Genomic DNA, 15,365 nt, shown 5'->3' on the forward strand with positions numbered 1-15,365 from the left:
GTCGTGTCCGCCCCCGCGCCGGCCGAATCGGTGAACGACGGGAAAATTCCCGGGGTACCCGAGGGCAACCCCCCGGCATGCCGGTGAGTCGTACTGGGCGGTGCGGATGAGGATCTTGGTCCTTCTCACGCACTCCAACCGCCGTTTCGACCGCCGGAGTTGCCGTGCCCCCGCGTTCCCGTCGCCGCACCGCCCTGTCCCGCCGCAGACGCCTGGGCCTCGCCACCGGCGTCGCGCTCGTCGCCGGCGCACTGGCGATCCCGGCAGTCGACGCCGCCACGGAGGCGACGACCGCGGCGCCGAGCAGCAAGCGGCTGCACGACGACTTCAACGGCGACGGGTATCCGGACGTGGCGATCGGTGCGCCGGGTACCGCTCCGGACGGCGAGACGCAGGTGGGCGCGGCCAGTGTGCTGTACGGCTCCTCCAGCGGGCTGTCGACCTCGCGCAGGCAGGTGCTGACCTGGCCCGGCGACGAATACAACGGCGGGTACGGCACCCGGTTGCAGAGCGCCGACCTGGACGGAGACGGGTACGCGGACCTGCTGTCGTCCGTCGGGCGGTACATGATGGACATCGGCCAGGGATATGCCCTCGTCGTCAACTGGGGCGGCCCCAAGGGGCTTTCGGCCACGGCGACGACCCTGACCTGGGCCCCGCAGGAGGAGTGGCAGGGGGGCTTCACTGTCGCGGACGTGGACGGTGACAAGCGACCTGACGTGGTGACGGGGAGTGCCGACGACTGGAACGGCGACACCGTCGACCAGGACAACGGGGACGGCACTGTCTGGCACGGTCCCTTCACCCGGACCGGACAGCCCGCGAAGAAGGACTACTTCGCTCTCTCCTCCGACCGGGCGACCAGCTTCCACTCCCTGACGTCCGGTGACGTCACCGGCGACGGCGTCGCCGACGTCGTCGTGCGTCTGGGCAGGAACGGGTCGCCCGACTCGCGTGCCGCCGCCCTCCTCACGGGCGGCAGCGGCGGGCTCACCCTCAAGGGCTGGCTCAGGGACGCCCAGGGCCGCATGATCGGCGGCGAGGACGCGGCGATCGGCGACCTGAACAAGGACGGATACGGGGACATCGTCGTCGGCCGCTCCGACGACATGTACGACAGCGCCGAACCGCCCTTCCGCGGTGGCGGGCTGGCCGTCGTGTACGGCGGTCCGAACGGCGTTTCCACCACCCGCGAGCCGGTGTGGATCAACCAGGACACGGCAGGTGTGCCGGGCTCGGCCGAGCATGGGGACGGCATGGGTTCGGGCGTGTCCGTCGCCGACACCAACGGCGACGGCTACCTCGATGTGACGACCGGGCTGCCCGGCGAGGACTTGGACGGCATCGTCGATGCCGGCTCCGCGCTCGTCCTGCGTGGCAGCGCGAAGGGTCTGAACGGCACCGGCTCCAAGGCGTTCAGCCAGAACACCAGCGGTGTGCCCGGGACCGCCGAGAAGGGTGACCGCTTCGGTGCGGAGACCGCCCTCGTCGACGCGGATGGCGACAGGAAGGCCGGGCTGATCGTCGGTGACCCCGCGGAGAACGCCGACAACGGCTCCGTGTGGGTCTTTTCCGCCACTACCGGCGGCATCACCTCCGCCGGCTCCTTCTCGTTCGGCTCCGCCACGATGGGCCTCCCTGCGACCGGAGCCAAGTTCGGGGCCTCGCTGGCGGACTGACGGCGGCGACGACCTCGTACGAGGACCACATCCGCGTACGGCCATCCCCCCACGAAACGACAGGAGACAGCACCATGAACAGGCGCAGAGGAACCTGGCGCACGGGCCTCGCGGTCGTCATGGCCGTCACCGGGGCCGTCGCCCTGCCCGCATCGCAGGCGTCGGCTGGTGGCGCGCCGGCCGCCGTCGAGCGGCACGACGACTTCAACGGCGACGGCTACTCCGACCTCGCGGTGGCGGCGCCCGAGGCGACCGTCGACGGGAAGACGCAGGCCGGGTACGTCGCCGTGGTGTACGGCTCGGCGACCGGGCTGAAGACCTCGTCCAAGCAGGTCATCAGCCAGAACACCCCCGGCGTCACGGACTCCGCCGAGACGGCCGACCTGTTCGGCAGCGCGGTGAGCACGGCGGACCTGGACCAGGACGGCTACGACGACCTCATAGTCGGCGTCACCGGCGAGGACAGCGTGGAAGGGGGTGCCGAGACCGGCCTCGTGCAGGTCGTCTGGGGCGGCCCGAACGGGCTGTCGGGCGGGGCCCCGCTGGCGTACGGGCACGACACCTACGACCGGCTCAGCGACCGGGGCAAGCTCACCGTCGGCGATGTGAACGGGGACGGTGCGCCGGATCTGGTGGCCGTCGAGAGCATGTTCAAACTCCGCGTCGTCAAGGGGCCCTTCGGGCGGGACGGCGCGGCGGGCGGCGGTGAGCAGACCGTCGTCGAAGACTCCGACCCCCGGTTCCTGGATCTGGCCACCGGTGATGTCGACGGCGACGGCATCGACGATGTCGTCGGCACGATGAACGACGGCGACGAGTACGACGCCCGCCGCGTCACCTACTGGCAGGGCACGGCCGACGGGCTCGCGGCCGAGGGCGTCGTGCTCCGGGACGGCAGGGACTGGCGGGTGCAGGGCGGCGAGTCCGTCGGCGTCGGTGACGTGAACCGGGACGGGTACGCGGACATCGTGGTGGGCCGTCCGGTCGACGGCTACGACAGCGACCTCGACACCCCGCTCCCCAAGGGCGGCCGGGTCGCCTTCATCCCCGGCTCCGCGAACGGGCCCGTCGGCACGAAAGTGAAGTACGTCAACCAGGACAGCGCCGGAGTCCCGGGCGCCGCCGAGCGCGGCGACGGCTTTGGGACCGACATCTCGGTCGCCGACGTCGACGGCGACGGGTACGCCGACGTCGCCACCGGCGTACCGGGGGAGGACTTCGACGGCCTGAGCGACGCCGGCGGCACCGTCGTCCTGCGCGGCGGCGCGGGCGGCCTGACCGGCGCGGGGGCCACCGGCGTCAACCAGAACACCGCCGGTGTGCCGGGCGTGGCGGAGACCCGCGACGTCTTCGGCACCGCCACCCGCCTCGTCGACGGCGACGGCGACGGCCGTGCCGAACTGGCCGTAGGGGCACCGGGGGAGAACGCCGACGCCGGCTCGGTGTGGGTGTTCAGGCCGACCTCCGACGGGATCACCCCGACGGGCTCGTTCACCTTCGGGGCCGCAACCCTCGGCACGGTGGCGGCGAAGGCCAGGCTCGGCGTCGGGTTCACCTACTGATCCACCGGCAGACCCGTCGCGGTCAGGGCACGTTCGTGCACCACTGCGACGGGTCTTCTGTTGTCTCCCTGTTTGTCATGCACGCGAAGTATGCCGTTCAACGGGCGGACCGCCCTGAAGCATGAGCATCCGAAGTGTCCAAGAGGCCAGCGAGGCAAGGGAGTTCGCCGATGACCGGAGAGACCGGATCCGTGTCGACCGACAGACGCCGTTTCCTGACCGCCGGGGCCGCCGTGCTCGGCGCCGCGGCCTCCGCCCAGCTGTGGCTGCCGACCGCCGCCCGGGCCGCCGAAACCCCGCTGCCCGACGGCGTGTTCAGCCTCGGCGTGGCGTCCGGCGACCCGCTGCCCGACGGCATCGTGCTGTGGACGCGGCTCGCCCCCGACCCGTTCAACGGCGGCGGCATGCCCGACGCGGTCGTCACGGTCGAGTGGGAAATCGCGGAGGACGAGCGGTTCCGCAAGCCGGTGCGCCGTGGCGTCGCCCAGGCCCGGCCCGAGTTGGGGCACAGCGTGCACGTCGACGTACGGCGGCTGCGTCCGGGCCGTACGTACTGGTACCGCTTCCGTGCCGGCGGCCAGCTCTCGCCCACCGGCCGCACCCGCACCGCGCCCCACCCGGCGAGCTCCGGCGGCCGGCTGCGCATGGCGCTGGCGTCCTGCCAGAACTGGCAGCACGGCTACTTCACGCCGTACGCCGACATGCTGGACCAGGACCCCGACTTCGTCCTGTTCGTCGGCGACTACATCTACGAGTCCACGCCCTCGTCGACGGGCGTGCGCCGGCACGAGGGCACGGGTGAGCCGTACAGCCTGGTGCAGTACCGCAACCGGTACGCCCAGTACCGCACCGACCCGGACCTCGCGGCGATGCACGCGAACGCGCCCTTCGTGGTGACCTTCGACGACCACGAGGTCGACAACGACTTCGCCGGCGAGATCCCCCAGGACCCCGACAAGCAGTCGCACGACGCCTTCGTGGCCCGGCTGACGGCCGGCTACCAGGCGTACTACGAGCACATGCCGGTCCGGGCGAGCGCCATCCCGAACGGCCCGCACATCCAGATGTACCGCCGTCTGGAGTTCGGCCGGCTGGCCCGGCTCAGCGTGCTGGACACCCGGCAGTACCGCAGCGACCAGGTCACCAGCCAGGAGGCGGCCCAGGATCCCGCGCTCACCATGCTGGGCGCCGAGCAGAAGGAGTGGCTGGTCAACGGGCTGCGCCACTCGCCGGCCCGCTGGAACATGATCGGCTCGCAGATCATGATGGCCGAGACCGACCTCCAGGTCGGCCCGGGCAAGCTCTGGTACTACGACGCCTGGGACGGCTACCAGGTCGAGCGCAACGAGCTGATGGAGGAGTTCAAGCACGTGCGCAACCCGGTCGTGTTCACCGGCGACCGCCATCTGACGATGATCAGCGACCTCAAGGAGGACTACGCCGACCCCGACTCCGCCGTCGTCGGCGCCGAGTTCGTCGGTACGTCCATCTCCAGCAACGGCGACCAGGACCAGGCCGCGTTCCACAAGGAGTGGGACCCGCGCCTGCCGGACAACCCGCACTGGAAGCTGCTCGACGCCCACCGCGGCTACCACCTCTTCGACATCCGCCGTGACGGCATCGACGCACAGGTCAGGGTCGTGGACACGGTCCGCGCGCAGACGGCGACGCCGAGCACGCTCGCGCGGCTGCGGGTGGAGGCGGGCAGGCCGGGCGTCGAGGTCGTGTAACCGCCGAAACGGCCGGTGGGAGACCTGGGACTCATCCGTGTCCCAGGTCACTCTCAGCGCGGTCTCAGGAACCTCTCTTACCGTCCTCTGACCATGGAGACGGACTGTACGAGAGATGAACTCCGGGGCAACGCCGCCGCGGTCGCCTCGCTGCCCACCGGGACCCGACTGCTGCACATCGGCCCGCACAAGACCGGCACCACCTCGATCCAGGGCGCGCTGTTCGCGGCGAGGGACGAGATGGCCCGGCACGGTGTCGCGTGGCCGGCCGGCGCCACCCGGCACCCGATGGAGGCGGTCCTCGCCGCCTGCGCCCGCACCGGAATGATGGGCGACACCGCGCCCACCGAGCGGCACTGGCAGCGGCTGCTGGAGCAGGTGCGCGCCACGGGCGGGCGCACCGGCGTGATCAGCAGCGAGTTCTTCGCCGACGCCCCCGACGACGAGACGATCGGGCGGATCGTCGAGCAGCTCGGCGGCGACCGTGTGCACGTCCTCGTCACCCTGCGCCCGCTCGCGCGGATCATGCCCTCGCAGTGGCAGCAGTACGTGCAGAACGGCCTGCGCATGGGCTACGAGGACTGGCTCGTCCACCTGCTCAGGAAGCCGCCGTACGAGAAGCCCAATCCCAGCTTCTGGCACCGGCACCGGCACGACCGGCTCGTCGAGCGCTGGGCACGGGTGGCCGGGGCCGAAAGGGTCACCGTCGTCGTGGTGGACGGCACCGACCGCGAGGGACTGATGCGTACCTTCGAGGCGCTGCTCGGGTTGCCGAAAGGTCTGTTGCGTCCCGTTCCGGACGCGGCGAATCGCTCACTCACCCTCGCCGAGACCGAAATGCTGCGGAATCTTAATAAGGAATTCCGCGCCAATGAACTGCCTCCGGAGCTGTATTCACAGCTCGTCCGGAACGGCGCCGTGATGCATATGAAGAACACGTGCACCCCCGGTCCCGGCGATGTGAAGATCGGGACCCCGCGGTGGGCCGTCGAGGCCGCCGCCGCGATCGGCGCGGAGATGGCGGAGCGTGTCGGGGGGATGGGGGTCGGGGTCCTCGGTGACCTGCGGCTGCTGTCCGCCGTCGACCGGGCCGGGTCCGGCGCCGGCGTCGAGCCGCGCATCTCCGCTGAGGCCGCGGCCCAGGCGCTGTACGGAGCCCTCGCGGCCGCCGCGGCGGCGCCCGTACGGCACACCGCGCCCGCCAGGTCGCGCACCGTCCATCAGACGTCGTCGGGTGAACTCGTGCGGGTACTCGGGCACCGTTGCCTCAAGCGGCTGCGGCTTCGCTGAGCCTGTGCGGTTACTCACAGCTATTACCCGGAACCTCCGGAGGGGCGCTCGCCATTGACCATGCGTACAAGGTGAATGACAGGTTGCGCGCACATATGCAGCCGGGGACGCTCACCTTGCACTGCGGTAACCACAAGTGGGACCATTTCCGGGTTCCCAGTCGCCACAAGGTAGGTCACCTGTGTCCCAGCACATAGCCAAGCCCCGTACCACCGCAGTGATCCTGGCCGGTGGCACCGGTCAGCGGGTGGGTCTGTCGATCCCCAAGCAGCTGCTGAAGATCGCCGGCAAGGCAGTCATCGAGCACACGCTGACCACCTTCGAGCAGGCCGACTCGATCGACGACATCATCGTGCTGATGGCGCCCGGCTACGTGCCGGACATCGAGAAGATCGTCGCCAAGGCCGGGTTCACCAAGGTCAAGAAGATCATTGAAGGCGGCTCGACGCGAAACGAGACCACCGAGCGGGCCATCGAGGCCCTCGGTGAGGGCCTGGCCGAGGGCGAGGACCTGAACGTCCTGTTCCACGACGCCGTGCGCCCGCTGCTGTCACAGCGTGTGATCGACGACTGCGTGGTGGCGCTGGAGCGCTTCCAGGCCGTCGACGTCGCCATCCCGTCCGCGGACACCATCATCGTCACGCGCACGCACGGCGAGGACGGCGAGTTCATCACCGAGATCCCGGACCGCTCCCGGCTGCGCCGCGGCCAGACGCCGCAGGCCTTCAAGCTGTCCACGATCAAGCGGGCCTACGAGGTCGCCGCCGGCGACCCCAACTTCCAGGCCACGGACGACTGCTCCGTCGTGCTCAAGTACCTGCCGGACGTGCCGATCCACGTCGTCGCGGGTGACGAGTACAACATGAAGGTCACCCAGCCGGTCGACGTCTTCATCGCCGACAAGCTCTTCCAGCTGGCCTCCACCGCCGCTCCCGAGCAGGTGAGCGAGGAGGCCTACCGCGAGCTGCTGACCGGCAAGACCGTCGTCGTCTTCGGCGGCAGCTACGGCATCGGCAAGGACATCGCCGAGCTCGCCGAGTCCTACGGCTCCAAGGTGTACGCGCTGGGCCGCTCCACCACCGGCACGCACGTGGAGAACCCGGAGGAGGTCGACGACGCGCTGTCCAAGGCGTACGCGGAGACCGGCCGGATCGACTACGTCGTCAACACCGCCGGTGTGCTGCGCATCGGCAAGCTGGCCGAGACCGACAACGCCACCATCGAGGAGGCGCTGAAGGTCAACTACCTGGCCCCGGTGCAGATCGCGCGCTCCTCGTACAAGTACCTGTCCGAGACCAACGGCCAGCTGCTGCTCTACACCTCCAGCAGCTACACCCGCGGTCGCGCCGAGTACAGCCTGTACTCCTCGACCAAGGCCGCCATGGTGAACCTCACCCAGGCCCTGTCCGACGAGTGGGCCGGTGACGGCATTCGGGTGAACTGCATCAACCCGGAGCGCACCGCCACGCCGATGCGCACCAAGGCCTTCGGCCAGGAGCCCGCGGGCAGCCTGCTCTCCTCCGAGGCCGTGGCCCGGACCTCCCTCGACGTGCTGCTCTCCGAGCTCACCGGCCACGTCATCGACGTCCGCCAGCAGGACCCGACGGCCGCCGCCGGCCAGGCCTCCGGCTTCGAGCAGGCGCTGGCCAGCGTCCTGGACCGGCAGGACGGCATGGCATAATCAAGATTTAATAGCCTCATGGAATTCAGGCCTCTGGGAATCTTCGTTCACGAAGAATTCACAGGGGCCTGAGTCCTTCCCCCTTCAGACCGGCCCCTCTCCTGAGCAGGTTCTACGTGATATCCACTGCTATTCGCGTCGCCCGGGTGGGCAGCGCGGCCGAGCTGGCCGCGGCGGCCCTCATGGTGCTGGGATTCCCGGCACTCATGCTGGCCGCGCTCGTCCCGAGCACTCCCGCCTTCGCGGCGGCGGCCGCCGTGACGTACCTGGCGGACCACTATCTGCACCGCAAGGGCAGCTACCTGGTCAACCGCCTGAGCAAGGTCCGGGCCGGTCTGTCGATCCGCTTCCTGATCCGGCAGCTGCTGCTGATCCTGCTGCTGGCGCGGCTGGGCCTCGCGGACGACCTGATCTACTACGGCGCGATCGCCTGCTTCATCGCCTTCTACGGCCTCCAGGCCCCGCACGGCGCACTGGTCACGCTGATCCGCAACCGCCGCCGTATGCCGGTCGCCACCCGCAACATCGACCTCGCCTCGCGCATCCGCATCCCGGACGCCCCGCCGCGCGTGCTGCTGCACCGCTCCGCCGAGAAGATGCTGCACCTCGACCTCGCGGCCGTCGCGGGCATCCTCGTCTCGGCCGCGCTGGGGTCCGCCGTCGCCGGGTTCATCGGCATCGGCCTCACCGTGGGCCTGGGCTGCCTGTACGTGCTCGCGCTCGTGCCCTACGTGCGCGGCGCGAAGATCCCGCCGAACGCCGAGAGGGTCCTGGCCGCCGTCGACGAGTGGCTGGCCGAGTACCGGCCCGAGACGGTGCTGTACTTCTCCGGTTCCAAGGACTCCGCCTACCAGGTCAACATGTGGCTGGAGACCATGGAGCAGCTGGACTCCAAGCCGCTGATCATCCTGCGTGAGCGGGTCATCCTGAACAACCTGGCGCCCACCACGGTCCCCGTGATCTGCGTGCCCGGCGGCGTCCACCTGATGAACCTGGACCTGAGCAACGTCCGCGTCGCCCTGTACGCCGCGAACGTCGGCAAGAACATCCACCTGCTGCGCGTGCCCACCATGAAGCACGTCTTCATCGGCCACGGCGACAGCGACAAGCTCGCCAGCGTCAACCCGTACAGCAAGGTCTACGACGAGGTGTGGACCGCCGGCCGTGCCGGCCGTGACCGCTACGCCATAGCGGACGTCGGCGTCCGCGACGACGACATCGTCGAGGTCGGCCGCCCGCAACTGGCGCCGATCCAGGGCTTCAGCGGGGTCCCCGAGGGCCGGATCCCGACGGTGCTGTACGCCCCGACCTGGGAGGGCTGGGACGGCAACCCCGGCAACACCTCGATCGTGCTGGCCGGCGAGAACATCGTCGAGCGGCTGGTGAAGGCCGACCCGCCGGTCCGCGTGCTGTACAAGCCGCACCCGTTCACCGGCACCGTCAGCAAGGAGGCCGGCGCCGCGCACCGCCGGATCACCGCCCTGGTCGAGCAGGCCGCCGTGGAGCGCGCCACCGACCCCCGCTTCACCGCCGACGCCGCCGAGCGCACCGCCGCCAAGGCCGAGCTCGCCCGGATCGAGGCCCGTCTCGCCGAACTGGCCGGCAAGGGCAACGGAAACGCCAAGGGCGACGAGGCCGAGGCCACCCGCGACGGCGTGGTCGACCTCGCCCGCTACGAGGAGGCCGCCCGGCTGCGCGCCGAGTGGAACACCGCGTACTGGAACTCCTTCGGCAGCCACGAGCACCGCGTCGTCACGGGCGCCGAGCCGCGGCTGTACGACTGCTTCAACGTCTCCGACGCGATGGTCTCCGACATCTCCAGCGTGGTCTCCGACTTCATCGCCAGCGGCAAGCCGTACGCCGTCACCGACTCCGGCGAGCTGGGCGTGGAGGAGTTCAAGCGGCAGAACACGGCCGTGCGCGCCGCGGTGATCCTGTCCAACGCGGCCACCGAGCTGGACGGCCTGCTGGACGCCGTGCGCGACCCGGCGGCCGACCCGCTGGCCGAGGACCGCGGTGACCTCAAGCGGTACCTGCTGGGACCGGACGAGCCGACGTCCATCGAGCAGTTCAACGCCGCCGTGGGCAAGCTCGCGATCAAGGCCGAGACCCGCAACGCCGGCCAGGACGCGCGGACGGCGACCGGAGCCGACGCGGACCCCGAGCCCGAGCCCGACCCGGAGCCGGCGACCGTGCCGGCACAGGGTCCGACGGCGGACGGGGACGACCTGAACGGCTGATCCCCGCCACCGCACGAACGGCGCGGCCCCCGAGGAGCACTCCTCGGGGGCCGCGCCGTTCTCGTCGGCCTCTTACGTTGCCCGCATGACGTGACTCCATGTCAGTTCCCCATGTGATCTGACTCACCAAAGCATGCCCGTGAGGCAACCGCTCTCCACGCCCACCCGTCTATCAGGTAGCGAATGAGCTGATACGGGGGAAATATCCCATTGACAGGGGGGAAACGTGACCGTCACGCAGCCTGATGTGACTGTGATCATCGGGGCGTACGAAGCGATGCCGTACCTGGTCGAGTGCCTGGCGTCGGTCGAGGCACAGACCATCGACCCGGGGCGCATCGAGGTCATCGCCGTCGACGACGGTTCGACGGACGGCACGGGGGAGTGCCTGGAGGAGTTCGCGGGCCGGGTGCCCATGCAGGTGACCGTGATCCGGCAGGACAACTCCGGCGGGCCCAGCGGCCCGCGCAACGTCGGACTGGGCAAGGCGACCGGGCGCTACGTCTTCTTCCTGGACGCCGACGACCGGCTGGGCCCCGAGGCCCTGGAGCGCATGGTCGCGATGGCCGACAAGCACGGCACGGACGTGGTGCTCGGCCGGATCGAGGGCGTCAACCGCACCGCGCCCAAGTCGATGTGGGGCAGGACGCTGGAGCGGACGGACGTCTTCTCCTCCAACATCAAGTTCACCCTGAGCGCGCAGAAGCTGTTCCGCCGCGACCTGCTGACCCGGCACGCCATGCGTTTCGACGAGTCCCTGTGGACCGGCGAGGACGCGCTGTTCACGATGGAGGCCTATCTGCGGGCCGACGGCGTCTCCGTGATCGCCGACTACACCTGCTACTACCTGGTGGGCCGCGACGACGGCAAGCACGTGACCCAGAGCGGCGGCTACAGCCTGCGCTTCGACTCCGCACGCGCCCTGATGAACCTGATAGCCGAGCACGTGCCCGCGGGTGACCGCCGCGACCAACTCATGCTCCGGCCCTTCCTCATCACCCTGCTGCCGCAGTTCGGACCCAAGTACGCCAAGGACAGCGAGAAGGTCCGCCGGCACAAGCTGGAACTGGCGAAGCCCCTCATGGAGGCGTTCTGGACGCCGGGCATCGCCCGCCGCCTCAAGGTCGACGAGCGGCTGCGGCTGCACCTGGTCGCCGAGCAGCGCCCCGAACTCCTGCTGCCCGTCGTGGAGTTCGTCAAGGCCAAGAAGCAGCCGGCGGCCCTCCTGGAGAAGAAGGGCCGCCGGGTGTATCTCGCCTACCCGCACTTCCGGGACGCGGCGGCGGGGATTCCCGACGCCGTCTACCTCGCCGGGCCGCGCCAGGCCCGCGCCTACCCCGGCTACCGGGAGGGCGGCGCGGACTCGTTCCTGCGGCGCGCGGTGCGCAAGGCGCGCCGGATGCTGACGCCGTCCGGCGGGGCTACGCCGGGTGGGCGGGCTGCGGCGGCGTAGGCGACCGGCGCTGGTCGGGGATCTCCGTGGCGACCTCGGCCGCGAGCCGCTCCGCCATCCGCGCCCGGTGCTCCCTGGCCGCCGCACACAGCGCCTGGACCGCCGCGTCGAAGCGCACCTGCGCCGCCGGCTCGTCGGGGCCCAGCAGATGCCGCTTCAACTCGGCCCGCGCCTGAACGAGTTCGTCCTTCTCGGGGTGCCGTACCGTCTCCAGCAGGTCCGGCACCCCGGCGGCGTCCGGCGTCAGCACGGTCGCCGCGCGCACCGTCGGGCAGGCCTTGCGGAACACGTCCTCCGCGAGTCCACCGGTGTTCGCCACCGCGTACGGCTTCCCGCTCGCCAGGAAGTCGCTGATCACGCTCGACACATCGCTGATCAGCAGGTCCGCCCGGTTGAAGCAGGAGTACAGCGAGGGCCGCGCATCGGTGAAGACCTGGTGCTCCCCCTCGGGCAGCGAGGCCCAGTACGCCTCCTCCCAGGCCGCCGTGGCCGCCGCCACCGCGTCCGCCCGCCCCGGCTCCGGCGCCGACTGCAGCAGCATCCGCTCGACCTGATCGGCGCCCGCCCGCGTCGCGGTCGTGGTCAGCCGGTCCAACTCCCGGGTAAGGAGGGCGAGTTCGCCCGTGTCACGCGGCCGTTCGCCCGCCCGCTCCCGGACCGCCGCCCGGATCAGCTCGCGGATCCGCAGGTCCGCCGCTCCGGCCCGCGGATCGACCGACCCGGTCAGCGGATGCGGCTTGTACAGCAGCCGTACGCCCGGATCCGCGAGCAGCGCCCGTACGAGGTTCTCGCCGGCCTCGATCACCGACGTGTTGCCGGGGTTGCCGTCCCAGCCCTCCCAGGTCGGCGCGTACAGGACCGTCGTGAACGCGCCGGCCGGCGCCTGCTCGTACGGCCGTACCGCGTCCAGCTGCGGCCGGCCGATCTCCACCACGTCCTTGTCCTCGACGCCGACCTCGGCCAGCGCGTACCGCTCCCGCGCCGCGGGACCGGCCACCCACACCTCGTCGTACGCCTTCGCGTACGGGTTGCAGGACGACAGCTTGTCGCTCTCCCCGTGGTTGACGAAGGTGTGCTTGAGCGTGGGGATCCGCAGCACCTGGGAGGTCTTGCCGGAGTTCGAGGGGTGGATGAGGATCTCCAGCGAGGACTCCTCGAGACGCATCAGGGTGGAGACCTTCGGCAGGCACAGGATCGGCACGTCGGTCGGGCCGATCTTCTGCACCATGAACCGCTCGCGCAGCACGATCAGCGGACGGCCCCGGAGCTGGGCGAGCGGCTCCAGCCACATGTTCGCCTGGTACGCCGAGGAGGCGCCGCCGGAGAAGTACAGCCCGGCCGTAGGCCGGTACTCCGCCAGCCAGGCGTCCAGCCACTCCAGCACCTCCCGCTCGCCCGCCGGGCGCCGGCCCGGCAGCAGCCGTACGAGAAGGTCGTGCAGGCCCAGCAGGCCGAGTCCCAGGGACAGCGCGATGCCGAGGGCCGCGCAGCGCGGGTCGTCCGTGGCGGCCGTGGCCAGCAGGCCCGCGGTGGCGGGGAGGCCGAAGACCAGCAGCCGGTGGCCGGGGCGGCGCAGCAGGACCGGCGGGGCGGGGGACAGACGCAGCGCGGAGGCGTCGATGTTGCGGGTGACCACCGGCAGGGTGCGGGTGCGGCGGACCAGCACCGACACCGCCTGGATCGCGCAGTGCAGCGCGTAGCAGCCGAGCAGGCCCGCGACGACCGGCGTGTACAGCGTCTCCCGGTGCTGCTCGCCGAGCCGCAGCAGGGCGACGACCAGCAACAGGTCCCGCAGCACATGGCGCACGGTGATGTCCGCGTGCGACTTGGCGAACACCGACAGCAGGCCGCGGTGCCAGCGGTACAGCACGCCCTCGACGGCCAGGGACACGACCGTCGAGGCGAGCAGCAGCGGGACGTGCGGGCGCAACGCGGCCACGGCCTGGGCGCAGAAGGCCGCGGCCAGGAGTGCCGCGACCAGGGCTCTGGCCGGAATGCGGGACAGGGGTGTGGGCAACTGCGGTCACTCCAAGGTCGGCGCGGGGGGCTTGCGCCCGGGTTAACGCGCGGCGGCCTTCCGACGACACGCACGTGACGCCTCGCCGAGAGGGGTGCGTCTCGTACCCGGTCGTCCGCGGCGTCGTCGTGGCTGGTCGCGCCCACGCGACGGAGTCGCCTATCGACACAGCCCCGCGCCCCCTTCGGGCGCCCTTGCTACCGTCCCTGCTGCAACGCCCTGCGGATCGGGGCGCCGACCACCCGGCGTGCCCGCCGGTAGACGGACGTCGCGGGGAGCGCCCCGGCGCCCATGCCCGCGCGGGTCAGCTCGCGTCTCAACCGCTCGTTGTCGGCCGCGAGTTCCCCGATACGGCTCTGCAGGAAGCCGAACCGGCTGGTGAGCGAAGTGAGATCCGCGTCGTTCCAGGGGCGGATGCCCGCCGGGAAGGACAGCGACCGCATCCGCTCCTCGAAGGCGGCGCCGCCGTCGCCGTGCGTGAACGTGTTCTCCAGGCCGTTGCGGTCCAGGAACCCCGTGAACCGCTCGAACCGCTCCTGGTGCCCGCTCGTCAGCGCGCCGAAGTCGGCCTCCTCGTACAGCGACGCCGGGTCCAGGTCCTCGGGCAGCTTGTCGATCCGGCGGTGCGGGATGCCGAAGTAGCGGCACAGCTCCAGCGTGCGCGAGTCGCCGCACAGCACGGTCGCCGGTGTGCCCGCGAGCAGTGCGGCGATGTTGCCGTGGATGCGGGAGCCGAAGGAGAAGTCGAACGCCCGCAGGTCGTCGATCCAGGTGATCGGGTCGACGTAGACGCGGACCTTGTCCTCCCGGTACATCGGGTGGTCGGGGTGCGTCGGCATGGCGGTGACCAGACAGTTCGGGTCGGACAGGTCCCGCCAGTGCAACTGCCGTGCGTCGCTGAGGTTCTGGCCGATGAAGCGCAGGCCGGGGTAGCGGGCGTGGGCGCGGGTGATGACCCGGTCCAGGCCCTGGGACTTCACCGCGCTGTGCGAGCCGTTCACCGCGATCCGGGAACCGGGGACGAGGGCCGGCTCCCGCTTGGTGACGGTCAGTTCCTTGCCCCACAGGAACAGCGAGGGACAGCCGATGACCTCCACGTCCCGGAACCCGAGGTCGTACAGGTACTGCTCGGTGAACTCGCCCCGGACCCCGATCGAGGCGCTGCGGTCGAGCACGGCGGAGACGAAGTCGCGCACCGCGGGCTCGATGCCCTTGAGCCGCGCCGCGTTGTAGCCGAGGCCGGCCTGCGCGCCGACGCCCACCACGATCACGGGGATCCGCAGCTTGGTGATCAGCCGGGTGAGCCGCTTCAACTGGCCTTCGAACGACGGGCGGAACGCGTTGGCGAGCGGGACGACGAAGGCGTCGTACTCCTCGTTGATCCGGCCCGCCGCCGAGACGTCGGTGCGGATGCCGTTCGAGACGACCTCGGTGTGCGGGGTCTCGAGGATCTTGTGCGTGGCGTCGCTGAAGATCAGGTTGCCGGAGTTGGTGGCGATGACATCCCGATGGAGGGCCTCTTCGACCGGAACGACGTCGTAGGGGCTCTTGCCCGAGCGGAGGAGGATGCGCTTCCCGCGCTGAACGTCGTGAGCAATGTGTGACACAGCGTTCAACTTAGATTTGCCGTGTCTTTGTTTTCTACAGGCAACCGACGCAACCTTTTTGCCGTATGCGACGCGTGAGCGAACCGTTACCGCCCGCCTGTCCGGG

General features: G+C 70.6%; 9 protein-coding genes. 7 read left to right on the plus strand and 2 right to left on the minus strand.

Features of this window, described 5'->3' with window-relative positions; genetic code table 11:
- Positions 1–164 precede the first annotated feature (164 nt).
- From ACGFW6_RS26840 to ACGFW6_RS26870, 7 genes are all read left to right on the plus strand, one after another.
- Entirely contained in the window at positions 165–1,679 is a 1,515-nt protein-coding gene (locus ACGFW6_RS26840) for an integrin alpha (RefSeq protein ID WP_393514887.1), read from the plus strand.
- Positions 1,680–1,753: 74 nt separating this feature from the next.
- Entirely contained in the window at positions 1,754–3,241 is a 1,488-nt protein-coding gene (locus tag ACGFW6_RS26845; RefSeq protein WP_393514890.1) for a VCBS repeat-containing protein, read from the plus strand.
- 170 nt (positions 3,242–3,411) lie between these two features.
- Positions 3,412–4,971: an alkaline phosphatase D family protein gene (locus ACGFW6_RS26850; protein WP_393514893.1), complete on the plus strand. Its 1,560-nt coding sequence runs from the start codon at positions 3,412–3,414 to the stop codon at positions 4,969–4,971.
- Between the two features lie 93 nt (positions 4,972–5,064).
- Entirely contained in the window at positions 5,065–6,261 is a 1,197-nt protein-coding gene (locus ACGFW6_RS26855; protein WP_393514896.1) for a hypothetical protein, read from the plus strand.
- 181 nt (positions 6,262–6,442) lie between these two features.
- The gene (locus ACGFW6_RS26860) at positions 6,443–7,942 is read left to right on the plus strand and encodes a D-ribitol-5-phosphate cytidylyltransferase (RefSeq protein WP_393514899.1); all 1,500 of its coding nucleotides are present in this window, start codon (positions 6,443–6,445) and stop codon (positions 7,940–7,942) included.
- Between the two features lie 116 nt (positions 7,943–8,058).
- Positions 8,059–10,182, plus strand: coding sequence for a hypothetical protein (locus ACGFW6_RS26865; protein ID WP_393514902.1), 2,124 nt, complete (start codon positions 8,059–8,061; stop codon positions 10,180–10,182).
- A gap of 226 nt (positions 10,183–10,408) precedes the next feature.
- Complete coding sequence (locus ACGFW6_RS26870; protein ID WP_393514905.1) at positions 10,409–11,635, plus strand: glycosyltransferase family 2 protein; 1,227 nt, start codon at positions 10,409–10,411, stop codon at positions 11,633–11,635.
- Here ACGFW6_RS26870 and ACGFW6_RS26875 read toward each other — a convergent pair.
- On the minus strand, positions 11,604–13,652 hold the full coding sequence (locus ACGFW6_RS26875) for a hypothetical protein (protein WP_393514908.1): 2,049 nt from the start codon (positions 13,650–13,652) through the stop codon (positions 11,604–11,606). The genes ACGFW6_RS26870 and ACGFW6_RS26875 overlap by 32 nt on opposite strands.
- Before the next feature lie 197 nt (positions 13,653–13,849).
- Positions 13,850–15,250: a polysaccharide pyruvyl transferase family protein gene (locus ACGFW6_RS26880; RefSeq protein ID WP_393515265.1), complete on the minus strand. Its 1,401-nt coding sequence runs from the start codon at positions 15,248–15,250 to the stop codon at positions 13,850–13,852.
- Positions 15,251–15,365: the final 115 nt, after the last annotated feature.

This window comes from Streptomyces sp. Y7 (assembly GCF_043195415.1).
Classification (GTDB): Bacteria; Actinomycetota; Actinomycetes; order Streptomycetales; family Streptomycetaceae; genus Streptomyces.

Coding starts and splice junctions, on each gene's coding strand:
- ACGFW6_RS26850 (WP_393514893.1), top strand. CDS start 3,412: ATGACCGGAGAGACCGGATCCGTGTCGACCGACAGACGCCGTTTCCTG.
- ACGFW6_RS26845 (WP_393514890.1), top strand. CDS start 1,754: ATGAACAGGCGCAGAGGAACCTGGCGCACGGGCCTCGCGGTCGTCATG.
- ACGFW6_RS26855 (WP_393514896.1), top strand. CDS start 5,065: ATGGAGACGGACTGTACGAGAGATGAACTCCGGGGCAACGCCGCCGCG.